The sequence below is a fragment of the Loigolactobacillus rennini DSM 20253 genome (assembly GCF_001436505.1).
Taxonomy (GTDB): Bacteria; Bacillota; Bacilli; order Lactobacillales; family Lactobacillaceae; genus Loigolactobacillus; species Loigolactobacillus rennini.
Window position 1 is genome coordinate 1 of sequence record NZ_AYYI01000022.1, and the last position, 25,459, is coordinate 25,459.

General features: G+C 41.3%; 23 protein-coding genes. 21 read left to right on the forward strand and 2 right to left on the reverse strand.

The features are described from left to right. Positions 1-192: 192 nt before the first annotated feature. The 4 genes from FC24_RS03460 (at position 193) to clpB (ending at position 6,275) form a co-directional block, all read left to right on the forward strand. Positions 193-891 carry a tRNA (adenine(22)-N(1))-methyltransferase gene (locus FC24_RS03460; protein WP_057873484.1) on the forward strand — a complete coding sequence of 233 codons (699 nt, stop codon included), beginning with the start codon at positions 193-195 and terminating at the stop codon, positions 889-891. Further along, complete coding sequence (locus FC24_RS03465; RefSeq protein WP_057873485.1) at positions 884-2,008, forward strand: Nif3-like dinuclear metal center hexameric protein; 1,125 nt, start codon at positions 884-886, stop codon at positions 2,006-2,008. Before FC24_RS03460 ends, FC24_RS03465 begins: the two co-directional genes overlap by 8 nt. A 119-nt stretch (positions 2,009-2,127) precedes the next feature. After that, entirely contained in the window at positions 2,128-3,363 is a 1,236-nt protein-coding gene (gene pepT, locus FC24_RS03470) for a peptidase T (RefSeq protein ID WP_057873486.1), read from the forward strand. 302 nt (positions 3,364-3,665) lie between these two features. After that, on the forward strand, positions 3,666-6,275 hold the full coding sequence (clpB, locus tag FC24_RS03475) for an ATP-dependent chaperone ClpB (RefSeq protein WP_057873487.1): 2,610 nt from the start codon (positions 3,666-3,668) through the stop codon (positions 6,273-6,275). Between the two features lie 65 nt (positions 6,276-6,340). Here clpB and FC24_RS03480 read toward each other — a convergent pair whose 3' ends face one another. Continuing rightward, complete coding sequence (locus FC24_RS03480; RefSeq protein ID WP_057873488.1) at positions 6,341-6,523, reverse strand: DUF2929 family protein; 183 nt, start codon at positions 6,521-6,523, stop codon at positions 6,341-6,343. A 151-nt stretch (positions 6,524-6,674) separates the two neighbouring features. Here FC24_RS03480 and dnaE point away from each other — a divergent pair, with 151 nt between their 5' ends. The 11 genes from dnaE to FC24_RS03535 all read left to right on the forward strand — a co-directional run bounded on the left by dnaE (position 6,675) and on the right by FC24_RS03535 (position 18,425). Beyond that, positions 6,675-10,016 carry a DNA polymerase III subunit alpha gene (gene dnaE, locus FC24_RS03485; RefSeq protein WP_057873534.1) on the forward strand — a complete coding sequence of 1,114 codons (3,342 nt, stop codon included), beginning with the start codon at positions 6,675-6,677 and terminating at the stop codon, positions 10,014-10,016. Between the two features lie 140 nt (positions 10,017-10,156). Further along, positions 10,157-11,116: a 6-phosphofructokinase gene (gene pfkA / locus FC24_RS03490; RefSeq protein WP_057873489.1), complete on the forward strand. Its 960-nt coding sequence runs from the start codon at positions 10,157-10,159 to the stop codon at positions 11,114-11,116. A gap of 64 nt (positions 11,117-11,180) precedes the next feature. Next, the gene (gene pyk, locus FC24_RS03495) at positions 11,181-12,941 is read left to right on the forward strand and encodes a pyruvate kinase (RefSeq protein ID WP_057873490.1); all 1,761 of its coding nucleotides are present in this window, start codon (positions 11,181-11,183) and stop codon (positions 12,939-12,941) included. A 126-nt stretch (positions 12,942-13,067) separates the two neighbouring features. After that, positions 13,068-13,532: a DUF441 domain-containing protein gene (locus tag FC24_RS03500; protein ID WP_057873491.1), complete on the forward strand. Its 465-nt coding sequence runs from the start codon at positions 13,068-13,070 to the stop codon at positions 13,530-13,532. A 75-nt stretch (positions 13,533-13,607) separates the two neighbouring features. Then, positions 13,608-14,486 (forward strand): CvfB family protein, encoded by an 879-nt coding sequence (locus tag FC24_RS03505; protein ID WP_057873492.1) that lies wholly within the window; start codon positions 13,608-13,610, stop codon positions 14,484-14,486. Positions 14,487-14,511: 25 nt separating this feature from the next. Continuing rightward, positions 14,512-14,982, forward strand: coding sequence for a ferric iron uptake transcriptional regulator (gene fur / locus FC24_RS03510; protein WP_057873493.1), 471 nt, complete (start codon positions 14,512-14,514; stop codon positions 14,980-14,982). Between the two features lie 29 nt (positions 14,983-15,011). Beyond that, a complete protein-coding gene (gene xerD / locus FC24_RS03515; RefSeq protein ID WP_057873535.1) occupies positions 15,012-15,899 on the forward strand; it encodes a site-specific tyrosine recombinase XerD in 888 nt (295 codons plus the stop codon). A gap of 88 nt (positions 15,900-15,987) precedes the next feature. After that, the gene (locus FC24_RS03520) at positions 15,988-16,371 is read left to right on the forward strand and encodes a hypothetical protein (RefSeq protein WP_057873494.1); all 384 of its coding nucleotides are present in this window, start codon (positions 15,988-15,990) and stop codon (positions 16,369-16,371) included. Beyond that, entirely contained in the window at positions 16,346-17,101 is a 756-nt protein-coding gene (locus FC24_RS03525) for a segregation and condensation protein A (protein ID WP_235807307.1), read from the forward strand. The genes FC24_RS03520 and FC24_RS03525 overlap by 26 nt, the downstream gene beginning before the upstream one ends. 2 nt (positions 17,102-17,103) lie before the next feature. Then, the gene (gene scpB, locus FC24_RS03530; RefSeq protein ID WP_420805249.1) at positions 17,104-17,694 is read left to right on the forward strand and encodes an SMC-Scp complex subunit ScpB; all 591 of its coding nucleotides are present in this window, start codon (positions 17,104-17,106) and stop codon (positions 17,692-17,694) included. Next, positions 17,694-18,425, forward strand: a complete 732-nt coding sequence (locus FC24_RS03535) for a pseudouridine synthase (RefSeq protein WP_057873497.1) — start codon at positions 17,694-17,696, stop codon at positions 18,423-18,425. The genes scpB and FC24_RS03535 overlap by 1 nt, the downstream gene beginning before the upstream one ends. 23 nt (positions 18,426-18,448) lie before the next feature. On the opposite strand, the gene FC24_RS03540 is transcribed toward FC24_RS03535, so the two are convergent. Then, a complete protein-coding gene (locus tag FC24_RS03540; protein ID WP_191980373.1) occupies positions 18,449-18,682 on the reverse strand; it encodes a ferredoxin in 234 nt (77 codons plus the stop codon). Between the two features lie 21 nt (positions 18,683-18,703). Between FC24_RS03540 and FC24_RS03545 the strand changes: the two genes are divergently transcribed. The 6 genes from FC24_RS03545 (at position 18,704) to der (ending at position 25,427) form a co-directional block, all read left to right on the forward strand. Next, positions 18,704-19,738 carry a helix-turn-helix domain-containing protein gene (locus FC24_RS03545; RefSeq protein ID WP_057873499.1) on the forward strand — a complete coding sequence of 345 codons (1,035 nt, stop codon included), beginning with the start codon at positions 18,704-18,706 and terminating at the stop codon, positions 19,736-19,738. Next, complete coding sequence (locus FC24_RS03550) at positions 19,731-21,188, forward strand: RecQ family ATP-dependent DNA helicase (RefSeq protein WP_057873500.1); 1,458 nt, start codon at positions 19,731-19,733, stop codon at positions 21,186-21,188. The genes FC24_RS03545 and FC24_RS03550 overlap by 8 nt, the downstream gene beginning before the upstream one ends. A gap of 148 nt (positions 21,189-21,336) precedes the next feature. Further along, positions 21,337-21,939 (forward strand): SAG1386/EF1546 family surface-associated protein, encoded by a 603-nt coding sequence (locus FC24_RS03555; protein ID WP_057873501.1) that lies wholly within the window; start codon positions 21,337-21,339, stop codon positions 21,937-21,939. A gap of 68 nt (positions 21,940-22,007) precedes the next feature. Beyond that, positions 22,008-22,691 carry a (d)CMP kinase gene (cmk, locus tag FC24_RS03560; RefSeq protein WP_057873502.1) on the forward strand — a complete coding sequence of 228 codons (684 nt, stop codon included), beginning with the start codon at positions 22,008-22,010 and terminating at the stop codon, positions 22,689-22,691. An 80-nt stretch (positions 22,692-22,771) separates the two neighbouring features. After that, positions 22,772-24,025 (forward strand): 30S ribosomal protein S1, encoded by a 1,254-nt coding sequence (gene rpsA / locus FC24_RS03565; RefSeq protein ID WP_057873503.1) that lies wholly within the window; start codon positions 22,772-22,774, stop codon positions 24,023-24,025. Between the two features lie 91 nt (positions 24,026-24,116). Next, positions 24,117-25,427: a ribosome biogenesis GTPase Der gene (gene der / locus FC24_RS03570; RefSeq protein WP_057873504.1), complete on the forward strand. Its 1,311-nt coding sequence runs from the start codon at positions 24,117-24,119 to the stop codon at positions 25,425-25,427. The last annotated feature ends 32 nt before the right edge of the window (positions 25,428-25,459 follow it).

Consider the following 25,459-nt stretch of genomic DNA (forward strand, 5'->3'; position numbering starts at 1 on the left):
CAAAGTGATTAGAACTTTTATAATTAATTCACCAACAACAGTTGACGAAGAGCCCAAAATTTGCCACAGCTTTTTTGTTAGTTAAATTTTGAAACATTTAACCGGTGAGAATTTTAAATCGAAATTGTCGCTGTCAGTACCTTTTTTGGTACAATAAACGTATAAGTTGAATTTAACAAAGGATTGAAATTTGTGAATAACAGTCATTTAACAAAGAGATTAGCAGCAGTGGCAGCATTTGTCCCGCCTAATGCGCGCATTGCAGATATCGGCTCCGATCACGCTTTGTTGCCGGTTCATTTGGTGGCAACCGGAAAGATACAATCTGCAATTGCTGGTGAAGTAATTCAGGGACCATTTTTGCGCTCACAAGCAGCAGTCACTCAGGCTGGTTTAAGCGAACAGATTCAGGTCCGCTTGGCAGATGGTTTAGCGGCGATTCACCCTGCTGATCAAATTGATACAGTCGTAATTGCTGGCATGGGTGGATTGCTAATTTGTCATATTTTAGCCCAGCAACCAGCGATTTTAAAGTCCATCGAGCATTTAATTTTGGAGCCCAACGTGGAAGAAATGGCAGTTCGCCAATGGTTGATGCAGCATCACTTCTTGATTACTGGTGAGCAAATTTTGCGGGAAGGAGGCCACACTTACGAAGTAATTCAATCTAGACGCCAGAACAAGCCAGTCGTTTATTCGACAGCACAATTGAAATTTGGGCCTTTTTTATTGCAAGCACAGGCACCTGCCTTTGTTGCTAAATGGCATCACCGTTTAGTGACTAATCGTCGGATACTGGCTAATTTGGCCCGGGCGCAGCAGCCACCCCAGCAAAAAATCCACGCTTTACAGGTAGAAAATCAGCAAATTAAGGAGGTACTTCATGGTTAAAGTACAAGAGTTTATTCAGCGGTTTGAACAATTTGCACCGCGATATTTAGCGGAAAAAGGAGATCCCACTGGGATGCAAATTGGCAATACGCAGCAACCGATTCACCGGGTACTGGTAACGTTAGATGTACGCCCTGAGGTGGTTCAAGAAGCTATTGCTAAAAAAGTAGATTTTATTTTTGCACACCATCCAGTTGTTTTTCATCCTGCTAAAAATTTAGTGACTGACAATCCGCAAAATGCCATGTACGCACAGTTACTTCGGCATCACATCGCGGTATATTCAGCACATACTAATTTGGATAACGCTAATGGGGGGATGAACGATTGGTTAGCGCAACGATTAGCGTTAAAACAAGTTCATTTGCTACAACCAAGTTATCAACGGCAATTAAAAAAATTGGTGACTTATGTGCCTGCCGCTAATGCAGCAGCCATGCGTCATGCTTTGGCAGCAGCTGGTGCTGGTCGTTTAGGTGCTTATTCTGCTGCTAGTTTCAGTTCTGCTGGTACTGGACGATTCACTCCGGATGCAACAGCTCAGCCGTTTATTGGTAAAAATAATCAACCTAGCCAAGTTGCAGAAACAAAAATTGAAGTTATTTTTCCCGATAATTTAACCAGTCAAGTTTTGACAGCAATGTTTCAGACACACCCTTACCAAGAGCCAGCTTACGATTTGTTTACTTTGGAAAACGCGAAAGGGGAACAATTCGGCTTAGGCCGGATCGGTGAGCCGCAGCAGAAAATGACTGTTCAGGAATTTGCGCAATTCACCCGCAAAGCGTTTAACGTAACTGGCTTACGCTTAATTAGTCACCATCCGCAGCAAATCGTGAAACGAGTTGCTGTTATTGGCGGAGATGGTGGTAAATTTTATCCGCAAGTACTGCAGCAACAAGCAGATGTTTTCGTTACCGGGGATGTTTATTACCACACTGCTCATGATATGCTGGCGGCTGGGTTGTCTGTTGTCGATCCTGGTCATCACATTGAAAGCATTGTTAAAGAAAAAGCAGTACCCCTATTTGAAAAATGGGCCAAAGCAGCTGGTTGGACCAATATTACTTTCATGCCATCAGAATTAAATACCGATCCGTTTACTTTTATTAGTTAAAAACAGGCTATTTTAGGAATGCGACTAGCTTTTTACCCCTATTTTAGGTAAAATTAATTTAGGAATACCTTTTCATTATCGTTTCCGGCAGGTTTAATTCTTAATTGGAGGTAAGTTAAATGGCATATGATACTTTAGTTCCCCGTTTTTTGCGTTATGTTAAAGTCAATACTCGCTCTGATCCTAACTCAACCACCGTTCCTTCAACACCTGATTTAGTTAAGTTTGCGCATAATCTGGCTCAAGAAATGAAAGATATCGGGTTACAAGATGTGCGTTATTTAAAAGACAGTGGTTATGTAATCGGAACTGTACCTAGTAATTTAGATCATCAAGTGCCAGTTGTCGGCTTTTTAGGCCATTTTGATACGGCTGATTTTAATTCAGAAAATATTAAGCCACAGATTGTTCATGATTATGATGGGCATTCAACCATTAAATTAGATGAAGCAGGCAATTATACCTTAAACACTACTGATTTTCCTTTCTTGAGTAATTATGCTGGTCATACTTTGATTACTACTGATGGCAGTACCTTATTAGGAGCAGATGATAAATCCGGAGTTGCGGAAATCATGACAGCAATGGAATACTTAGTACAGCATCCCGAAGTCAAACATGGTGAAATTCGAGTTGGCTTTGGTCCTGATGAAGAAATTGGGACTGGTGCTGATCATTTCAGTGTGAAAGATTTTAACGCAGATTTTGCGTATACTGTGGATGGTGGCGCTGAAGGGCAATTGGAATATGAAACGTTCAATGCGGCTGCCATGAAAGTTACTATTCAAGGTAAAAATGTGCATACGGGTACGGCTAAGGATACAATGATCAACGCTTTACAATTGGCTGTAGATTTTCAAAATGGCTTGCCTCAGGATGAAGTACCGGAGAAAACGGATGGCCTGGATGGCTTCTTCCACCTCTATCAATTAAACGGAACAGTAGAAGCAGCTGAAATGCTTTATTTACTGCGTGATTTTGAGCGTGATGGTCTGGAAGCACGTAAAGAAAAGGCTAAGGCAGTAGCAGCTAAACTGAACCAACAGTTTGATCAAAAGCGTGTCAATGTTGAAATTCACGATCAATATTACAATATGCGTGACGTTTTAGAAAAAGATATGTCCAGTGTAGAATTAGCGAAAAAAGCATTAGAAAATCTGAACATCAAGCCATTGATTGATCCTGTCCGGGGTGGCACTGATGGTTCGAAAATTTCCTTCATGGGCTTGCCAACACCAAACCTATTTGCTGGTCCAGAAAATATGCACGGTCGGTATGAATTTATTTCACAGCAAGTTATGGCTAAAGCAGTTGATGTCATTCTTGAAATCAGCCGCTTAAACGGTAAAGCTTAACCGCCTAACAGTTTTTAATCCTTATAATTGACAGCGAAACAGCCGCTTTGGGTTGTTCGCTGTTTTTATTTACCGTTTATTTAGGAAGTAATTGGTCAAAGTTGGTCAAAATATTTGCGGGCAGATTGTCCGGTTGGTATAATTTAACCATTGAAAGTCACCGTGATCGCTTTGTCATTAATTTGCCTTTATTAACTGAAATAAAGCAAAGCGATGAATTTCGTTGGTGATTTTTATTCTCCAGTTCATTAAGATTAAAAAATTAAATTGAATTTACCGTTCTGAAAGCAGGAGGGACTTATTTGAAACCAGATCAATTAACCCAAGCGGTGCAAGATGCACTTGCTGAAGCCCAACAAATTGCAGCAACGCGGAAACAACAAGAAATCGATATTCCGCATTTATTTAAATTTTTAGTGCAACCAGATCAATTGGCCCGGCAAATTTACACTAAAGCGGGTTTAGACGTTGCAAAATTTGAAAAACAAATCGATCAATTACTGGATCAGATGCCAGTGGTGGGTGGCAATGTTCAGTATGGCCAGTCGCTGAGTCAAAATCTTTATCAATTATTACAAGCAGCTGACAAAGTCCGGGTTAGTTTTAACGATGATTACATTGCAACTGAAAGTCTTTTATTAGCCTTAATGACGTTGACTTATCATCCCCTAACCCAATTTTTAACTAAGGCTGGTATAACAAAAGCAAAATTAAAAGCAGTGATTACAGAAATGCGCGCTGGCGAACGGGTTACTTCTAAAAATCAAGAAGCACAATACCAGGCATTGAAAAAATATGGGATTGATTTAGTCAAGGCAGTTCGTAAAGGGGATCAAGATCCAATAATTGGTCGTGACGAAGAAATTCGGAATGTCATTCGGGTTTTGTCGCGGAAAACAAAAAATAATCCGGTGTTACTAGGTGAACCAGGTGTTGGGAAAACGGCGATCGTTGAAGGCTTAGCCCAACGGATTGTCAATAAAGACGTGCCAGATAATCTAAAGGATAAAACCATTTTTAGTTTAGATATGGGGGCCTTAATTGCCGGTGCTAAATACCGTGGTGAGTTTGAAGAACGTTTAAAGGGCGTTCTAAAAGCCATTAAAAAAAGTAATGGCCAAATTATTTTATTTATTGATGAAATCCATAACATTGTGGGCGCTGGGAAAACGGAAGGCAGCATGGATGCCGGTAATTTATTGAAACCAATGTTAGCCAGAGGTGAATTACATTTAATCGGGGCGACTACTTTAGATGAATACCGTCAGTACATGGAAAAAGATAAAGCATTAGAACGGCGCTTCCAGCGTATTATGATTCAAGAGCCGACTGTTGCTGATACCATTACAATTTTGCGTGGCTTAAAAGAACGTTTTGAAATTTATCATGGTGTGCGGATTCATGATAGTGCATTAATTGCTGCAGCAACATTGTCAGATCGCTACATTACGGATCATTTTTTACCGGATAAAGCGATTGATTTAATTGATGAAGCAAGTGCTGATATTAATGTTGAAATGAACTCGCAGCCAACTGAGTTAGATCAAGTGACGCGGCGATTAATGCAGATGGAAATTGAAGAAGCGGCATTGAAGAAAGAAAGTGATCCAGCTTCTAAAAAACGGCTAGTTAGATTACAATCCCAATTAAGTGATCTGCGTGAAAAAGCAAATCAATTAAAAATGCAGTGGGAAGCCGAAAAAGCCGACATTAACGCGGTTAATCAGAAAAAAACTGAAATTGATCAAGCTAAACGTCAGTTACAAGATGCCCAAGGTAAATATGATTTGGAAACTGCAGCCCGATTACAACACGGAACGATTCCAGAATTAGAAAAGCAATTAAATTCTTTAGAAAAAAAGGACCGTCCAGAAGATTGGTTAGTCCAGGAATCAGTCACAGCTGACGGCATTGCGGCGGTGATTAGTCGGCAAACTGGCATTCCAGTTGCTAAACTTGTACAAGGAGAACGCCAAAAGTTATTGCATTTAGCTGATCACTTGCATCAACGCGTAATCGGCCAAGATCAGGCTGTCCAAGCAGTAACAGATGCTGTTTTGCGTTCACGGGCAGGCTTACAAGACCCTAATCGGCCGCTAGGATCATTTCTATTTTTAGGACCAACTGGTGTTGGAAAAACAGAGTTGGCTAAGGCTTTGGCTGAAAATTTATTTGATTCAGAATCACACATGGTCCGGATTGATATGAGTGAATATATGGAAAAAGCGTCGGTTTCCCGACTAGTCGGTGCCGCGCCCGGGTATGTTGGTTATGAAGAAGGTGGCCAATTAACGGAGGCTGTGCGGCGTAATCCGTATTCCATTGTTTTACTGGATGAAGTTGAAAAGGCGCACCGCGATGTCTTTAATTTATTGTTGCAAGTACTTGATGATGGCCGGTTAACAGATGGTCAAGGAAGAACGGTTGATTTTAAGAATACCATCATTATCATGACATCTAACTTGGGGTCCGAGATTTTACTTCACGGAGTGGATCAGCAAGGTAAAATTGCGGCAGCAACTCAACAGAAAGTTCAACAATTAATTCAAACTCAGTTCCGACCAGAATTTTTAAACCGAATTGATGATATCATCATGTTTACACCTTTGAGTTTGGCTAATATGCAAAGTATTGTTGTAAAATTGTTAAATCAATTAGGGCAACGTTTAACAGACCAGGAAATCAAATTGACCATTTCTGATTCTGCTAAACAATGGCTAGCGAAAAAAGGTTATGATCCGGCGTATGGTGCACGGCCGTTACGACGTTTTATCACGCAACAAGTTGAAACACCATTAGCAAAGGAAATAATTGCTGGTCGGGTAAAACCGCATACGACCATTAACATTAATCTACTGAATGATCAGTTGGTATTTGAAAACCAACCTGCCACTGCCACGCAAACTGAATAATGCTAATTTATTTGACTAATAAAAAAAGCAGGCTGCTTCAAGCAGCCTGCTTTTTCTAAGCCTGTTTAATGACTAGATGTTGTTCCTACTTTCATTACATGTGGCAGAACACAAACAATGACGCCAAAAATAACCGAAATGATTGCCATAGTAAGAACACTGTAAGATAGTGAAGTTACGGCACCACCAATGTAGCCTAATAACTGGCCTAAAATTAACGCCCAAATAATGACGATTACGTTTTTCATGCCGCCACCTCCTTTTGCTATGATGATTTTAGCATATTTCGCATATAAGTGAAAGTGGGAAGTTTAACTTTGTGGGTTTTCTGGCAATCCACTAGGAGAAGGCCGCCTAGGTTTGGTATAATAAAAAGTAATGAAGAAGGGACGTGGCGAATTGACTTTTGTACAATTACAAGTAAAAAGTGCGTATAGTTTACTTGAAAGTTCGCTAACAATCGTCGATTTAGTTAAAGCTGCTAAAGCACGCGGCTATCAAGCCTTAGCTTTGACTGATATACAATCATTGTCAGCCAGTATTGATTTTTATAATACTTGCCAAGCTGCGGGTATTCAACCCATTATTGGATTGACCATTGAACCAGCAAGTATTTTAGCAACAGAGCAAACGGCTCCACTATTAGTTTATGCATTGAACCAGCCGGGTTACCGGGCTTTATTAAAATTGTCTACTTGTTTAATGACAGCGAAAGAACCGGTGCCATTGAGCAAGTTACAACCTTATATTGCAAAACTAGCAGTTATTACACCGGCCTATGCGGCAGAATTACCTGAACTTGCTCAAGCTGATTTTGCACAAACGCAACCTTATTTGCAACAATTACAAGCGCTAAAGCCACTTAAGCTCTATTTAGGAGTGAGCTTGCAACCTGAAGGACAACCGTATGTTGCGGCTTTAAAACGAGTTAGCCAACAAAGCCAATTACCTTTGATTGCGTTAGAAGATGTGTGTTATTTAGATCCAGCAGACGTTTTTAGCGTCACTGTTTTGCAACACATTAAAGCGGGAACGACACTATCTGTGCCGCAAGAAGCACCTAAAGGTACCCATTATCTGGCTCAAGCTGCAACAATTGCTGCGCGCTATCGTGAACATGGTTTGGCAGCAGCAGCAGCGGCAACCGTTGAATTTGCCCAAGCTGATCACTTACAAATTAAGCTTCATCATTCACTGTTGCCTAAATTTCCCGTACCGACTGGGCAACCTAGTCATATTTATTTACGTGAAGTGGCAGTGCGTGGTTTAAGCCGTCGCTTTAAAGATCAACAAATTCCGCCGGCTTACCAAAAACGATTAGATTATGAGCTCGGTGTGATCCAGCAAATGGGGTTTGATGATTATTTTCTAATTATTTGGGATGTGATGCAGTATGCGCACCGGGTCAATATTTTAACCGGTCCCGGCCGTGGCTCTGCCGCTGGTGCGTTAGTTGCTTATGCCTTAGCCATTACTGAAGTTGATCCGCTAAAATATAACTTGTTGTTTGAACGCTTTCTTAATCCACAGCGGCACAATATGCCTGACATTGATTTGGATATTCCTGACAATAAGCGGGAGCAATTATTACAATATGTTCATCAAAAATATGGCCACTTTCATATGGCTCAGATTATCACTTTTGGAACTTTGGCGGCTAAACAGGCTTTACGTGATGTTGGTCGGGTTTTAGGGTTAAGCCAATTTGAATTAGCAGATTGGTCAAAAGCAGTTCCTAGTTTACTGCATATCGATTTGCATAGTGCTTATCAGCAATCGTTACGTTTACGTAATCTAGTTAGTGATAGTCCGCGTAATCAGTTATTGTTTGCGACGGCTTGTAAGTTAGAAGGCTTGCCACGGCATTATTCCACCCATGCCGCTGGGATTGTTCTCAGTGACCAAGACTTGACAGACTATGTGCCTTTACAAACTGGTAGTGAAGGCATTTTACTGACACAATTCCCGATGGGAAATGTGGAAGCGCTAGGTCTTTTAAAGATGGACTTTTTAGGCTTACGCAATCTAACCATACTAGCCAATGCCTTAAAGCAGATTAAATTGCAAACTGGGCACACACTTCCCATCGCTAAGGTGCCATTAGATGATGCCGCAACCATTAAATTATTTCAGCAAGGGGATACAGACGGTGTTTTTCAATTTGAATCTGCGGGGATCAAAAACGTTTTACGTGAGCTTGGTCCGACTAGCTTTGAAGACATTGTGGCGGTTAATGCCCTTTACCGGCCGGGACCAATGGCAAACATTGCGACGTTTATTCAGCGTAAGCACGCACAAAAGGAGCCTACTTATCCAGACCAGCGCATCGCCGCAATTTTAGCACCGACTTATGGTATCTTAATTTATCAAGAGCAAGTCATGCAGGTGGCCGCGGCTATGGGTGGTTTTAGTTTAGGCGAAGCGGACAGCTTGCGTCGTGCGATGAGTAAAAAGAAAAAAGCTGTTATCGATGCACGGCGGGATGAATTTATTCGCGGCGCCCAAAAGCGCGGCTATCCGGTTAGTGTTGCAAAACAGATGTATGACTACATTGAACGTTTTGCTAATTATGGCTTTAATCGCTCACACGCCGTTGCCTACAGTATGATTGCTTTTCAGTTAGCCTACCTGAAAGTTCATTATCCAGCAGCTTTCTTTGCCGCATTGTTAAATTCAGTGATCGGCAATCCCACTAAAACCAAAAGTTATTTAACGGAAGCTAAGCGGCGGCATTTGGAAATTTTGGCGCCAAATATTAATCAAAGTCAGTATACTTACGTGGTACAACCACCGAATAAAATTTTATTTGGCTTACTGTGCATTAAAGGCCTACGCCGTCAATTTGTGATGACATTATTACAAGAACGACATGAACATGGTCGGTTTAAGTCGTTGGAACAATTTTTACAACGGTTAGCACAAATTGATGAAAAATGGTTAAAAATGACTTATTTAACACCGTTAATTTATAGTGCGGCTTTTCATGAATTTAATTCTAACCGCGGTGAATTATTACAGCGAATTCCGCAACTGATTGCTAATACGAATTTTAGTGGTCAAGATGAATTACTGGCAGAAGAGTTAACTTTAAAAGATGAGAAGATTCCGGATTTGAGTTTAGCCGAGAAATTAGATCAGGAAGAAGCTTATTTAGGTGCTTATTTATCCGGGCATCCGGTGGAAAAATATGCCAATTTGCAGTGGTTGAAGCCAACAGTGACCCAAGACCAATTAGTCGTGAACAAGCGCCAAGCTGTTTTGCTGTTCACTAAACGGATTAAAGTGATTCGGACTAAACGCGGTGAGCAGATGGCCTTTTTAACGGCTAATGATCAAACTGGGGAGATTGATGTCACCGTATTTCCTAGAATTTACCGGCAGATTAGTCAATGGTTGGCAAAGGGACAAGTGCTTTACATTAAAGGCAAAGTGGATGATAGTCGGGGTGAGGTGCAGTTAATTGCGGATCAAATTCAACTTGCCAGTGAATTGGAGAAGCAGTTGCCCAAAAAAATGTTATTTTTGCGGTTGTCCCCAGCACAAACTGCGCCGGTTCAAAAGATTTTACGACAGTATCAAGGTAAGACGCCGGTGCTGCTTTATTATCCAGCCAACAAGCAAAAAATATTACTGCACCAAAATTATTGGGTTGACTTAACTAGTCAAGTTGTGACACAGTTAACACGAGTTTTAGGAAAACAAAATGTTGTGGTTAAAGCGCAAGTTTTACCGGCACCATAATTGGAATCGGTTTACAGCAAAATTTTAATGGAAAAATTTTGAATAAAGCAGACATATTTTCAGAAAAGTGTTATGATATTGCATGGGTTTTAGTGCAGTTGCTTGTGCTTTGACAAACTATTAATGCCTGAGGTGAAGAAATGAAACGCATTGGGATTTTAACCAGTGGTGGCGATGCGCCAGGAATGAATGCGGCCATTCGTGCCATCACACGAAAAGCTATTCATGAGGGACTGGAAGTTTACGGAATTAACTATGGGTATGCTGGATTAGTTGCCGGCGATATTTTCAGGATGGATGAATCTACCGTTGGTGATAAAATTCAACACGGGGGGACCTTCTTATATTCCGCACGCTATCCAGAATTTGCTCAAGTTGAAGGCCAGCTAAAAGGTATCGAACAATTAAATAAATTTGGAATCGAAGCCTTAGTTGTTATCGGTGGCGATGGTTCTTACCATGGTGCGCTCCGGTTAACAGAGCACGGTTATAATACTATCGGCTTACCGGGAACCATTGATAATGATATTCCTTACACTGATTTTACAATTGGCTTTGATACCGCCGTTAATACAGTTTTAGAATCTGTTGACCGGATTCGGGACACGGCAACTAGCCATGAGCGGACCTTTGTGATTGAAGTAATGGGCCGTGGTGCAGGTGATATTGCCCTTTGGTCTGGTGTTGCTGGCGGTGCAGAAGCGGTTATTGTACCAGAAAAAGATTTTAGCATGCGCAAAATTGCGGATAAAATTCGAGCTGGTCGGAATCGTGGTAAAAAGCACAGTCTAATTATTTTAGCTGAAGGTGTGATGCATGCCGATGAATTTGCTAAAGAATTAGGCGAATATGGCGATTTCCATACCCGTGTCACTGTTTTAGGCCACGTACAACGTGGTGGCTCACCAACTGCCCGTGACCGCGTAATTGCGTCACAGATGGGCGCTTATGCAGTTGATTTGTTACAACAAGGTAAGGGCGGTTTGGCTGTCGGTATTGAAAACAACAAAATTGTTTCTCATGACATTTTAGATTTGTTTGATGCTAAGCACCATGCTGAACTATCCTTGTTCGATTTAAATAATAGTATTTCGTATTAATTACACTCGGTAAAAATGACATAAAAGTCTTTTTTATAAAAAATTAAAGGGAGAGATTCTACCTATGAAGAAAACCAAGATCGTAAGTACCCTTGGTCCTGCTAGTAACGATAAAGAAACGATCAAAAAATTGATTGAAGCTGGCGCAAATATTTTCCGCTTTAATTTTTCACATGGTGATCATCCGGAACATGCACAACGGATGCAAAACGCCCGTGATGCCGCTAAAGAAACCGGCAAAATGGTTGGGTTTATGCTAGATACAAAAGGTGCCGAAATTCGGACCACTGTTGAAAAAGACGGTAAGATTGCCTTTAATACCGGCGATGTTACTCGGATTTCAATGGATGATTCAATTGAAGGTACCAAAGATAAAATTGCGGTTACTTATCCTGGCCTTTATGATGACGTTCATGTTGGCGGCCATGTCTTATTTGACGATGGTTTGATCGACATGAAAATCACCGAAAAAGATGATGCTAACAAAGAATTAGTGGTTAAAGTTCAAAACAACGGTGTTTTAGGTTCCCGTAAAGGGGTCAATGCACCTGGTGTTGCGATTAATTTACCTGGTATCACTGAAAAAGATGCCTCAGATATTCGTTTTGGCTTAGACCATGATATCGACTTTATTGCAGCAAGCTTTGTGCGGAAACCACAAGACGTTTTAGATATTCGTGAATTATTAGAAGAAAAGCACATGGAACATGTTCAAATCTTCCCTAAGATCGAATCCCAAGAAGGCATCGATAACATCAGTGAAATCTTAAAGGTTTCTGATGGCTTAATGGTTGCCCGGGGTGACATGGGTGTTGAAATTCCAGTTGAAAATGTACCTTTGATTCAAAAACGTTTGATCAAAATGTGCAATGCTTTAGGCAAGCCAGTTATTACGGCAACCCAAATGTTAGATTCCATGCAAGAACATCCACGTCCAACACGTGCTGAAGCAACGGATGTTGCCAATGCAATCTTTGATGGGACAGATGCAACCATGCTTTCTGGTGAAAGTGCAAATGGGAAGTACCCAGTTGAATCTGTTGCCACAATGGCTAAAATTGCTAAACGGGCTGAAAAATCAATGGATAAGCAAGATTCCTTTGCTTTGAAAGAATTCAGCAAAACCGATGTTACTGAAGCCATCGGTCAATCCGTTGCACATACTGCTCGGAACTTGGGGATCCGCACGATTGTGGCTGCCACAGAGTCTGGCTTTACAGCCCGGATGATTTCCAAGTACCGGCCGAAGTCTGATATTTTAGCCATCACCTTTGATGAACGGACACGCCGTGGCTTAGCAGTTAACTGGGGTGTTCAGCCAATTGTTGCGGACAAACCATCATCAACTGATGATATGTTCAACGTTGCCGCACAAAAAGCACAAGACTTAGGCTTTGCTAAGGAAGGCGATCTAATCTTAATCACTGCTGGGGTACCAGTTGGTGAACGTGGTACAACTAACGTGATGAAGATCCAATTAATTGGTTCTAAGTTAGTTGATGGCCAAGGTGTTGGTGACCAAACTGTTATCGGCAAGACTGTCATTGCAACTTCTGCTAAAGAAGCTAACCAAAAAGCAGTCGAAGGTGGCGTTTTGGTTGTTAAGACAACAGACAAGGATTACTTGCCAGCAATTGAAAAATCTAGTGCTTTGATTGTTGAAGCAGGTGGCTTAACTAGCCATGCAGCAGTTGTCGGCATTGCAATGGGAATTCCAGTTGTCGTTGGTGCAACTAACGCGACTGACGTTATCAATGATGATGAAGTTGTCACTGTTGATTCTCGGCGTGGTATTATTTACCGCGGTGCGTCTAACGCAATGTAAAACAATTAAGCAAAAGCAGGTGCGTGACCAAGCAGGTGTGTCGCACCTGCTTTTTTTGTGCTATGATAAACTAAACAACGTTGCGCTAATGCACTTGTTAATGATGATGATTTTTGAGGAGGTTCCATGGAAAGCTGGTTATTTTTAGCGATTATTTTATTGGTCGCTTTTCTAGGAAAAAACGAATCATTGGTGATCGCGTCAATTGTGGTTTTAGCTTTAAAAGCAATCCCAAACACGCAAAAATTACTCACCACAGTTCAAGCAAAAGGAATTAATTGGGGCGTAACAATTATTTCGGTGGCAATTTTAATTCCCATCGCAACTGGTCAAATTGGCTTTAAAGATTTATTGAATGCTTTTAAATCCCCTGTCGGTTTTGTAGCAGTAGCTTGTGGCATTTTAGTGGCTGTACTATCTAGTAAAGGGGTAGGCTTATTATCTCAAAGCCCAGAGATTACCGTTGCTTTAGTGTTTGGTACAATTATGGGGGTCGTTTTATTCAAAGGAATTGCTGCTGGCCCGGTTATTGCTTCAGGAATGACGTTTGTGATCATCCAAGTCATGCAGTCTTTTGCTATAATTAAATGATGCAGACTTGATAGCGTATTTAAAACGCTATAATTATACATATTAAATTAAATGGGTTTTACAAAGGAGATAATGATGGCGATGAATCACGCAATTGGGCAAAAAATCTCTGTCAGCATTACTGATGAGAATGCAACAGATTACTTTGCGCAAAAAGATGGATTTACTTACCGAATTAAAAAAACAGAATTGAAGAAAAAGCACCAAATTAGTGATGCCATCACTGGTTTTGCGTATGAAAATGAACAGCATCAACTACAGTTGACGACCAAAATACCACGGGTTCAGTTAGCGCGTTATGATTTTGCACCAGTGGTTTCAGTACGGCGTGATTTGGGAGTTTTTGTGGATATCGGGTTACCAGACAAAGACGTTGTCGTTTCTTTAGACGAAATGCCCAGTTCAAATGCGTTATGGCCTGCACGCGGTGATTACTTGTACATCCGGTTAACAGTTGATAAAAAAGGGCGTTTATGGGGAACTTTAGCGGATGATGAGCAATTTGAAAAAATGGCTAAGCCCGCTACAACAGACATGCAAAACGCTAACGTGCAGGTGACGGTTTACCGGCTTAAAGCGGTAGGAACCTATGTTTTTACAGCAGAACACCATTTAGGCTTTATCCATCCCAGTGAGCGGGAACAAGAACCGCGCTTAGGGCAGCATTTAAACGCTCGTGTCATTGGCGTTCGACCAGATGGCATTTTAAATTTATCGTTGCGTCCCCGTGCTTATGAAGCTATTGGTGATGACGCACAGATGATTTTAGCCGTGTTGAAGCATCAGCCAGAAGGTCAGATACCCTATACGGATAAAAGTTCACCAGAAGCGATTCGACAATATTTTGGGATTAGCAAAGGGCAGTTTAAGCGTGCATTAGGACATTTAATGAAGGCTGGCGTGATTAAACAAACAGACGGCAAAACGATTTTATTACCGCAAGATACACATTAACAAGCAGTTAAAGCGGGGGAGTCAGATGGTTGATCAAGCATATGTTAAAAGGATTAAAGCACAATTACATCAAGCTGGTTTCAAGTTAACGCCACAGCGGGAAGCCACCGTTGTTTCATTATTGCAAAATGAGGCAGGGCATTTAAGTGCTGAGGAAATTTATTTATTGGTGAAGGAGAATACACCAGATATTGGCTTAGCAACAGTTTATCGGACTTTAGAAATTTTGACAGATTTAAATATTGTTAATAAAGTCAGCTTTACCGATGGCTTAATTCGGTATGATTTACGGCGTGAAGGTACCAAACACCATTTTCATCATCATCTGCAATGTGTTCAATGCGGTAAAATTCAAGAAGTACACGAAGACTTGTTGCATGATGTTGAACGTTTAGTGGAGCAACAGTATCATTTTCATGTGCAAGATCATAAATTAACGTTTCAAGGTATCTGTGCTGACTGTCAACGGCGCAATCGTGAAAAGGCGGACTCATGACTGAACAAGCACAACGAAAAATGGACCAAATGTCGTTACAAGTAGCTGATTTTCAGCGTTATTTGTTAGTTGAAAAGGGTTTGTCCCAAAACACTATCAACAGCTACCAACGGGATATCAATAAATTAAAGGTTTATTTACAACAGCAAAAACTAACCGCATTTACGCAAGATCATTTTGTCATTCTCAATTTTTTGGCAACATTAAAAACACAAAAATTGGCGAATAATACCATTGTTCGTTTAGTTTCAAGCTTACGTAAGTTTTACCGTTTTTTACTGGAGACGGCACAAATTTCGGTTGATCCAATGCTACAGGTAGATTCGCCTAAACGGCAGCAAGCATTGCCACAGATCTTGTCTCAAGCAGAGGTGGCGCGATTATTGGCAACGCCGGACACAAAAACGGCCATTGGCATCCGTGATCGGGCGATTTTAGAAGTAATGTATGCAACGGGGTTGCGGGTGAGCGAGCTGACGCATTTAAAGTTGGATGAATTACACCTTAGCTTAGGTTTGATTCAAACGCTGGGTAAGGGTGATAAAGAACGGCTGTTGCCAATTGGCGATGTGGCAATTAAATGGATTCATCGTTATTTAGACAGTAGTCGGCCCACTTTTTTAAAACCAGGCCAAAGTGCCCCGATTTTATTTTTAAATCACTATGGGCGGCCATTTACTCGCCAGGGTATCTGGAAAAATTTAAAAAAAATTGTTCGTGCAGCTGGCATTCACAAAGATATTACCCCCCACACTTTGCGGCATTCGTTTGCGACGCATCTACTGGAAAATGGTGCCGATTTACGGGTGGTACAAGAACTATTGGGACACGCAGATATTTCGACAACGCAAATCTATACGCATGTTAGTCAAAAGCACTTACGCGAAGTTTATGATCGCTACCATCCACGTGCTTAAGCGTAAATCAAGTAGCATTCTGGTAAGAATATTGTTATTATAGAGTAATTGTGATTAAAGGCAAACGGCAAGGATTGGGAGGATTGGCATGTTATTAAAGTATAAAACCGATTATGAAAAAATTGCGATGGGGCTACTATCCTTTATTCCTGATTTGAATGACGTATCCCGCCTTAAAGCTGAATTAAAATGGTACCAAACAGAAGCTGGCCGGCAATTATTGCTTTGGAAGAATGCTGCCGGTAATATTGCTGGTGTTGTGGGTGTTGAACAGAATAAGGATTACTTAATTGTCCGACATTTGTCATTGAGTCCTTCAGATCGACAAGAAGGTAATAGTTTTAAAATACTTGATGAATTGGCGGCTTTGTACCCAGAAGATAAATTGATGGGGACGATTGCAACTTCTGCGCTTTTAGGTAAATGGGAGCAACACCATAAAAAGGATGAGTCCAGTGGCTTTAACGGTTAAATTGGCAAAGTTTGAGGGCCCACTTGACTTGTTGCTACATTTGATTAAAGTTTCGGAAATGAATATTTACGATATTCCGATTGTTGCGATTACCAGTCAGTATATGGCTTATTTACATTCAATGCAGCGTTCAAAGCTCGATATTGCAGGAGATTATTTTGTGATGGCGGCAACGTTAATGCGGATTAAAAGCCAGTGGTTATTGCCGCAAACATCAGAGTCTGTAGAAGATGAGGCTGACACAGAATTTCCTGATGATCCGCGAACTGAGTTGGTTTCACAATTATTAACTTATCAAACTTATAAAAAAGCAGCGGCAAACTTAAAAGTGCAGGAACAAGCACGTAAAGCTTATTTTAGTAAATCACCTAGTTTGTTGGCGAGTGCACAGCGATTACCGATGCCAGAGCAACCAATCTCATTAAGTGCGCTAACCGCTGCACTCAATCAGTTATTACAACGGCAGCAGCCACAGCAGTTGTTAGTACACAATGTTAAGCGAGAAACTGTCACTGTTGCACAAAAAATCGGTCAAGTTAAGCAGGCGCTGCAAGGTAGTGCTCAGCGGCGGTTATTTTTTACGCGTTTATTACCGGCACAACCATCAATTGAAGATACCGTCACAACGTTTATGGCTGTGTTGGAATTAATGAAAAATAAAGAAATTTTTTGTTTTCAAACGCAAACTTTAGCACCGATTACGGTGAGCTTGAAAGAGGAAAAAGCATGAACCTGACAGCAGAATTAGAGAGTCTATTGTATGTTGCGGGTGATGATGGTATCAGCTTGGATCAATTAGATGATCTATTAACGGCCTCCCGCCCCAGCATTAAGCGGGCATTAACCGCTTTTAAGGAACAGTTAAATGCGGATAAACAGCGTGGGCTAACACTATTTCAATTTGGCCAGCAGTATAAACTTGTGACTAAGAAGCAATATGCAACCATCGTTAAACACTATTTTGAAGCTCCCCTGACTACTGACTTAAGTCAAGCTTCACTAGAAACACTGGCAATCATTGCGTATCAGCAGCCAGTGACACGGATTACCATTGATGAAATTCGTGGTGTGCAAAGCGGTGGTGCGTTGCAGCGCTTATTGTTAAGGCAATTAATTGAAGAAAAAGGACGGAAAAATGCACCGGGACGCCCAATTTTATATGGTACCAGTGATTTCTTCATGGATTATTTTGGTTTGACCAGTTTAGCAGACTTGCCGCCATTAACAGCACCAGAAACAGCGTCAGCTAGTGAAGAACAATCCGGTCAAGATTTATTGGCACAATTTGAAGCACATTTAAAAGATAAGGAAGAAAAATCATAATGGAAAGATTACAAAAAGTCATTGCGGCGGCAGGTGTTACGTCACGGCGTAAAGCAGAAGGCCTAATCAGTAGTGGCAAGGTCCGGGTCAACGGTGAAGTGATCACGCAATTAGGCACTAAAGTCAGCGCCCAAGATCGTGTAGAAGTTAATGGTATTCCGTTGATGAAAGAAGCTAAGCGCTATTTTCTGCTATATAAACCACGCCAAATCATTTCGTCGGTTCACGATGAAAAAGGTCGCAAAACAGTTGTTGATTTCTTCCCTGAAATTCAACAACGGCTTTACCCGGTTGGTCGCTTAGATTACAACACCTCAGGACTTATTATTTTAACTAATGATGGGCAACTGGCAAACTTATTAACCCATCCGCGTTACCAAATCGAAAAAAATTATGTTGCTAAAGTCAACGGGATTCCGGATAAAATGGCTTTAAAAAAACTGCAGCATGGGGTTCGCTTAGCTGCTAAAAAGACTGCACCTGCTAAAGCAAAGCTGCTGTCTAGCGATCACCGTAAAAATACCGCGATTGTCAGTTTAACCATTCATGAAGGGATGAATCATGAAGTCCGCGATATGTTGCAAGCGGTAGGCTATCCCGTCGATAAATTAAGTCGAGAACGGTATGCGTTTTTAACTACAGAGGGCCTAACAGCTGGTGAATCACGGCCACTGAAACACCAAGAAGTTGCAGCGCTAAAAAAATTAGCGCAAACTGGTAAGTTGCGCTAATAATATATCGGAATGGGTAAGCGTTATTCAACTGAATAAGGCTTATTTTGGCGTTTAATCGCGCCTGTTGGACAATCACGCTGTGCTTGTTTAAAAGCAGCTAATTCACGACTAGGAACCGGATGATTGCCCTGGTTGTGGTCAGGCTGGTAATAAGCGATGCCAGCATGATCATAATTGAATAAGTGAGGTGCATGTAATTGACACAAACCACAAGCAATGCAAGCTTCTCTTTGAACACGACAATAATACATTATAAAACTCCTTAAGGTGAGAATATGGCTGATTATTTTTATTTGCTGATCTTGTTTGACCAGCAGCAATGGCGGCGCCCTTTAGCATTAAAAGCATTATTAAAGGGTAGGCGCACAGTATCTAACCTTTATGCGGGATTAGATTACGGCCTGTTATCATTATACCAATTATTACCACATTTGCCGGCAGAAAAATTTGAGCAGGCATTGCGCCAGTTAGTTGAAGCTGGTTTGATTGCACAGCAAGGACGTCAAGCACGTTTGACGGTGGCTGGTCAAAAAGCAAAAGTAGCGGCTAACAAGCAATTATTTTTGCCACAACATTATGCCGGTTTGAAGTTTCAAAATAGCCGTGAATTCATAGCAAGATTATTTTTAGTTACCCAAGCCAGTTCAGAATTGAAAAAACATAATCGTCATTATTTTCCGCTGGCGGTTGCTTGGTCGACACAACAAGCTGTAAAAAATTGGCTGCGACAACAAAATGCGCAAACTCTTGTATCACAGTTACACCAAGAATGGTATTTATTGTTCGCAACGTTGCCACAATGGCAAGCTGATTATTACAGTCAGTTTCTATTGGGACATCAAGTACAGCCAGCTAGCACACAACAGGCTGACCACTGGTTTGCTTGGTCGAGCTTAACGGGCGAATTGGTGCGGCAAGATACGGTGCATTGGTTCTTACAACAAGTCACAGCTGCGCCAGAACAATTTCCTTTATTGACAAGTCTTTGGCAACCTTTAGCAACTGGTCCTTTAGGAACAAGTGCTGCTCAGACAATGACTCTGTGTCAGCAAGGTTTATCTTTAACCGAAATCAGTCGTCAACGCCGAATTAAACAAAATACGCTAAAGGAGCATTTATTAGAAGCCGCTATTTTATTACCGGATTTTCCTTTTGATCATTATCTTACTGCGTCAACCCGGCGGCAGCTGACTACAATTTTTGCTGATCAGCCGCTTGCAACTTGGAAATTTAGTCAATTAGCAGCAACTGACCTAAGCTTTTTTGACTACCGCTTATTCCAAATTCAAAAGAGGAAAGCACATGATTGATTCTGCAAAATTACAACAGACGTTAAAACAGCATTTTGGCTATACTAAATTTAAAACTGGCCAAGAAAGTGTGATTCGTTCGGTTTTAGCTGGTCAAGATACTTTTGCTATTTTACCAACTGGTAGTGGCAAATCACTGTGTTATCAACTGCCTGGTTACTTGGTTTCTGGGCAGGTAGTGGTGATTTCGCCGCTACTTTCATTAATTCAAGATCAGGTTGCACAATTGCAGTATTTAGGTGAAAAGCGGGTATTAGCATTGACTTCTGCTCTTGATCCTTTGACGCGACGCCAAAGCTTAGCACATTTTGCTGATTATAAATTCATTTTTTTATCGCCGGAAATGGCTAATCAAAGGCGGATTCAACGGTTATTAAAACAAGCATCAGTCGCTTTATTAGTCATTGACGAAGCCCACTGTATTTCACAATGGGGTATTGATTTCCGACCGGATTACTTACTGTTAAGCTCACTGCGAGAAGCTATTCAGCCAGCTACTACTTTAGCGATGACGGCTACTGCAACGCAACGGGTACAGGCGGATATTTTAGCCAAGTTAGGGCTAGACCCAACTAAAACGCGGCAGATCATACATTCAGTTGACCGGCGCAATATCTATTTAGCCAGTGAAGCGTTAGCGGATGAAACTGAAAAAAAGCAGCGACTAATTGAATTATGCTGCCAATTAAAACGACCTGGGATCATTTATTTTTCCAGTCGCCAAAAGGCAGAGGAAATTGCTGCCTTATTGCAGCAGCAAGTGACTACGCAGGTGGCATTTTATCATGGTGATTTAACTAGCCAGGACCGATTTGCCATTCAACAACAGTTTATGCAAGGTAAATTAGCCATTATTTGTGCAACTAGTGCATTTGGCATGGGAATTGATAAAGCAGATGTTCGGTTTGTGATTCATTATCACCTACCAGGCAGTTTAGAAAGTTATTTACAAGAAATCGGTCGAGCTGGTCGGGATGGCCAGCAGAGCATTGCGATTTTATTGTATACGCAGCAAGACTTTCAATTGCAAGCAAATTTACAAATTAATGGCCTGCCGGATGCTACTTTGATTAAACGTTACTTTGCACATCCGGGACAATTTGCTGCGGCGCAAGTTCCCGCTATCGAGTTATTGAAATTTTATCGGCAACAGCAACAAAGTGTCACCACAGTTTTAAAATTATTTGATCAGCGGCGGCACGAGAAGCTACTAGCATTACGGACGATGTTGGCATTTTTACAGAATCCTGGGTGTAAACGGCAATTTATTTTGACTTATTTTGCTGACTCAAAGGTGGTATCCCATGATGAAACTTGCTGTGATGCTAGCCAACCGCCTAATTTGGCTCGTTTAGGTTTACAGCAGATGACACATCCTCAGTCACATACTGTTTATGCCACTTGGCAAAAACGTTTGGCGGCAATTTTAGGCAACACACCTTTGCTTTAACTGAAACTTAAAGAAATTTAAGGCAGATTATGTTACAATATTTGCTGAAGGTTTAACAGGAAGTCTTATCGTTAATTGCTCACTAACTAGTGATTCACTAGCTTATTTCCTGTCAAACAACTTTTTTTGTGAGCAAGAAGGAGCATCGATGAGTAAACGAGAACGTGAGCAAAAGCACACAAAAAAAACGGTAGACGATAAGCCCTGGGCAGCGAAGTTCGAGGATGAACGCGACGAAAAGGGCCATTTATCGCGCACAGAGGTGCACCGTAAGGACAAAAGCAACGCCTTATTTGTCACCACTTTAACTATAGCATTGTTGGTACTTGCGGCACTGCCAGTGGGCGCTTGGACGATTTGGCAAAATCAAATGAATCGGCCGGTTGCCACAGAAACTTCTAGTTCTAGCGAGTCATCATCACAGCTGGCTGCTGTTAGCCAATCGCACAAAAAAGCAGCCAAACATGAAAGCAGCGAAACTAGCAGTGAAAGTTCGGCAGCGTCAGCTAATTCAACTAGTCAAGCAGAATCAGATACAGCAAGTTCTGCAAGTGAGTCGACGGCCGAAAGTAGCAGTGAAGCTAGTAGTGAAAGTGCCAGTTCAGATGCAACTTATGTGACAGTTAAAGCCGGGCAGGGAATCTACCGGGTTGCTGCCAATAACGGCTTGACGGTGCAAGAATTACGTCAACTAAATGGTCTTTCAAGTAATAGTACGCTTGCACCTGGACAGCGTCTCCGCGTTAAATAATTAAATTAAGCAACGGGAGATTGGGGCCTTTGCCGCAATCTCGATTTTTTAAATAAGGGGTTCAATTTATGACAGTAGGCTTACAGATTGCGATTGATGGACCGGCATCTGCTGGTAAAAGTACGGTGGCTAAACAAGTAGCTAAACAGCTCCATTATACTTATTGTGATACTGGCGCAATGTATCGTGCATTGACCTTGGCTGCCTTACGCGCTAAAGTTAATTTAACTGATGAATCAGCCGTTTTGGCGATTTTAAAAACGCTGCAAATTCAATTTAAACCAGGTAGTCCTCAGCAACGGGTTTTTATCGGCGAGCAAGAAGTGACTCAAGCTATTCGACAGCCTGAAGTGACAAATAACGTGTCAACTGTGGCAGCTCTGGCTGGTGTTCGACGTCAATTAGTGCGGCAGCAACAACAAATTGCACAACAAGGCAGTATTGTGATGGATGGCCGCGATATTGGTACGGCAGTGCTACCACAAGCACAAGTGAAAATATTTTTGGTTGCCAGTGTTGCTGAACGAGCACGGCGTCGTTATCAAGAAAATGTGCATAAGGGAATTGATACACCTTTAGCAACACTTCAAAAAGAAATTGAGATTCGGGATCAAAAAGATTCCACACGTAAAGTTTCCCCATTGACTCAGGCGAAAGATGCAGTTAGAGTAGATACGACAGCGCTATCAATTGATCAAGTAGTTGCGAAAATTATTGCAATTACTAATGAAAAACAGAAAGATCATAAATAATGGCAGCTTTTTCTAGCAATTCAAGTCATTTTACTATAAAATGGAAGTTGTAGTTTCAAGCTGTTAAGGAGGATTTTGGCATGAGCGAAGATAATGCAAACCAAGTTGAAAATAAAAATGCCATGGCTGACGCTTTAAATAGTGTACATGAAGTAAAAGTCGGTGACATTGTGAAAGGTGAAGTCTTAGCGATTGACGACGATAAGCAATTAATCGTTGGTATTCAAGGCACTGGGGTTGAGGGTGTTGTTCCAATTAAAGAATTAGCCAGTCAGCCAGTATCAGATATTAACGCAGTTGCTAAAGTTGGCGACGTTTTAGATTTAGTCGTGATTTCAACAATTGGTAAAGACAAAGAAAATGGTAGTTACCTATTATCAAAACGGCGATTAGAAGCTCGTAAAGTTTGGGCAAAAATTCAAGACAAATTTAATGCTGGTGAAAACATTACAGCACCGGTTACCCAAGTGGTTAAAGGTGGCTTAGTGGTTGATGCTGGTGTCCGTGGCTTTATTCCGGCTTCAATGATTGAAGATCATTTTGTTGAAGATCTAAGTGCTTATAAAGGCAAAACATTAGAATTAAAAATTATTGAAATTGAACCTAGCGAAAACCGCTTAATTTTATCGCACCGGGCAATTGTTGAAGCACAAAAGGCTGAACAATGGCAACATGTTTTAGCGACCTTAAAGGCTGGCGATACAGTTGAAGGAACAATTGCACGTTTGACTTCTTTTGGTGCGTTTGTTGATTTAGGTGGTATTGACGGTTTGGTTCACGTTTCCGAAATTTCATTTGAACGTGTAGAAAAACCATCAGATGTGCTTAAAGTGGGCGAAAAGATTAAGGTGAAAGTCTTATCAGTTGATCCTGAACGTGAACGGATTTCCTTGTCCATTAAAGCAACTTTACCAGAACCTTGGACGGATATTGAAGAAAAAGCACCAGTTGGTTCAACCCTTGAAGGTAAAGTTAAACGCTTGACGACTTTTGGTGCCTTTGTGGAAGTCTTCCCTGGCGTTGAAGGTTTAGTTCACATTTCACAAATCTCTCATCAACACATTGCGACACCTAATGAGGTACTTTCTGAAGGGCAAGATATTAAAGTGAAAGTCTTGAGTGTTAATCCTGAAGCACATCGGCTAGCACTATCAATCAAAGCCTTGACACCTAAGCCAGATGGCGATGAAAACCGTTCTGCTTCGAAATCAGAAACCAGCAATTATCAAAATAATCATTCCAACTATCAGGATGATGACGATGAAGGCGGCTTTACATTAGGTGATATTGTGGGTAATGAATTAAAACACAGTACTGATCAAGACAAGAAATAAGCTGTTTATGTGGTATTTAAAAAGGGATTGGCTAGTACCAATCTCTTTTTCTTTGCCGTCTAAAACAAAGTAATGAAAGGTAGGCGATAAAATGGCAAAACCAGTTGTTGCAATCGTAGGCAGGCCTAATGTTGGTAAATCAACAGTTTTTAATCGAATTGCAGGACAGCGTGTCTCAATTGTTGATGATGCACCAGGTGTAACCCGTGATCGGATCTATACTCATGCAGAATGGGTCGGGCACCAATTTAATTTAATTGATACCGGTGGTATTGAAATTGACGATCAACCGTTTATTGAACAAATTAGAGAACAGGCAGAAATCGCCATTGATGAAGCAGATGTGATTGTGTTTGTTACTAGTGTGCGTGAAAGTGTTACGGATGCGGACGAAAACATTGCACAAATTTTATACCGAGCGAAAAAGCCAGTTGTCTTAGCAGTTAATAAGGTTGATAATCAGGAATTACGGCAAGATATTTATGATTTTTACGCCTTAGGTTTTGGTGAACCGATCGGCATTTCTGGCGTTCATGGTATCGGAGTTGGTGATTTGCTGGATGCCATTGTGGCCCATTTTCCAGCTGATGAGCAGCCTGAAGATGATAGCCGGATTCGCTTCAGTCTAATTGGACGGCCTAATGTTGGGAAGTCTTCTTTAGTCAATGCCATTTTAGGTGAGAACCGTGTGATTGTGTCCAGTGTTGCGGGAACCACCCGTGATGCAGTAGATACACAGTTTGTAAGTGCAACTGGGACGGAATTTAATATGATCGACACGGCTGGCTTACGTAAGCGTGGCCGAGCTTATGAAAATGCTGAAAAATACAGCGTTTTACGGGCAATGTCGGCAATTGATCGCTCGAATGTCATTTTGGTGGTGCTCAATGCTGAAGAAGGTATCCGTGAGCAGGATAAGCACATTGCCGGTTATGCGCACGATGCGGGTAAAGGAATTATCATTGTAGTCAACAAATGGGACGCATTGAAAAAAAATAATCATTCCCTAAGTGATTTTAAAGGGGCAATTAAAACTCACTTTGCCTATTTAGATTACGCACCGGTGCTCTTTGTCTCTGCCAAAACACAGCAACGATTGGCGCAAATTCCACCTTTAATTGAGCAGGTTAGTGCCAATCAAAATTATCGGGTTAAATCATCGGTTTTGAATAATGTTTTACTGGATGCAATTGCGGCTAACCCAACCCCGTCGTCCAGCGGTAAAAGGCTGCGGATTTATTACATGACGCAAGTGGCGGTTAAGCCGCCGACGTTTATTGTGTTTGTTAACGAACCGGATTTAATGCATTTTTCTTATCAGCGCTTCCTCGAAAATCAGTTGCGGCAAGCCTTTGATTTTACTGGCACACCGTTACGACTTATTGTACGGCGGCGTAAATGATAAAAGATTTACTACCCTTGGCACTAGTGGTT

Bases quoted from the DNA above. Each gene is read 5' to 3' on its own strand.
- FC24_RS03465 (WP_057873485.1), top strand. From the start codon at position 884: ATGGTTAAAGTACAAGAGTTTATTCAGCGGTTTGAACAATTTGCACCG.
- pepT (WP_057873486.1), top strand. From the start codon at position 2,128: ATGGCATATGATACTTTAGTTCCCCGTTTTTTGCGTTATGTTAAAGTC.
- FC24_RS03480 (WP_057873488.1), bottom strand. From the start codon at position 6,523: ATGAAAAACGTAATCGTCATTATTTGGGCGTTAATTTTAGGCCAGTTA.
- pfkA (WP_057873489.1), top strand. From the start codon at position 10,157: ATGAAACGCATTGGGATTTTAACCAGTGGTGGCGATGCGCCAGGAATG.
- pyk (WP_057873490.1), top strand. From the start codon at position 11,181: ATGAAGAAAACCAAGATCGTAAGTACCCTTGGTCCTGCTAGTAACGAT.
- FC24_RS03500 (WP_057873491.1), top strand. From the start codon at position 13,068: ATGGAAAGCTGGTTATTTTTAGCGATTATTTTATTGGTCGCTTTTCTA.
- FC24_RS03505 (WP_057873492.1), top strand. From the start codon at position 13,608: ATGGCGATGAATCACGCAATTGGGCAAAAAATCTCTGTCAGCATTACT.
- fur (WP_057873493.1), top strand. From the start codon at position 14,512: ATGGTTGATCAAGCATATGTTAAAAGGATTAAAGCACAATTACATCAA.
- xerD (WP_057873535.1), top strand. From the start codon at position 15,012: ATGTCGTTACAAGTAGCTGATTTTCAGCGTTATTTGTTAGTTGAAAAG.
- FC24_RS03520 (WP_057873494.1), top strand. From the start codon at position 15,988: ATGTTATTAAAGTATAAAACCGATTATGAAAAAATTGCGATGGGGCTA.
- FC24_RS03525 (WP_235807307.1), top strand. From the start codon at position 16,346: ATGAGTCCAGTGGCTTTAACGGTTAAATTGGCAAAGTTTGAGGGCCCA.
- FC24_RS03535 (WP_057873497.1), top strand. From the start codon at position 17,694: ATGGAAAGATTACAAAAAGTCATTGCGGCGGCAGGTGTTACGTCACGG.
- FC24_RS03545 (WP_057873499.1), top strand. From the start codon at position 18,704: ATGGCTGATTATTTTTATTTGCTGATCTTGTTTGACCAGCAGCAATGG.
- FC24_RS03550 (WP_057873500.1), top strand. From the start codon at position 19,731: ATGATTGATTCTGCAAAATTACAACAGACGTTAAAACAGCATTTTGGC.
- FC24_RS03555 (WP_057873501.1), top strand. From the start codon at position 21,337: ATGAGTAAACGAGAACGTGAGCAAAAGCACACAAAAAAAACGGTAGAC.
- cmk (WP_057873502.1), top strand. From the start codon at position 22,008: ATGACAGTAGGCTTACAGATTGCGATTGATGGACCGGCATCTGCTGGT.
- rpsA (WP_057873503.1), top strand. From the start codon at position 22,772: ATGAGCGAAGATAATGCAAACCAAGTTGAAAATAAAAATGCCATGGCT.
- der (WP_057873504.1), top strand. From the start codon at position 24,117: ATGGCAAAACCAGTTGTTGCAATCGTAGGCAGGCCTAATGTTGGTAAA.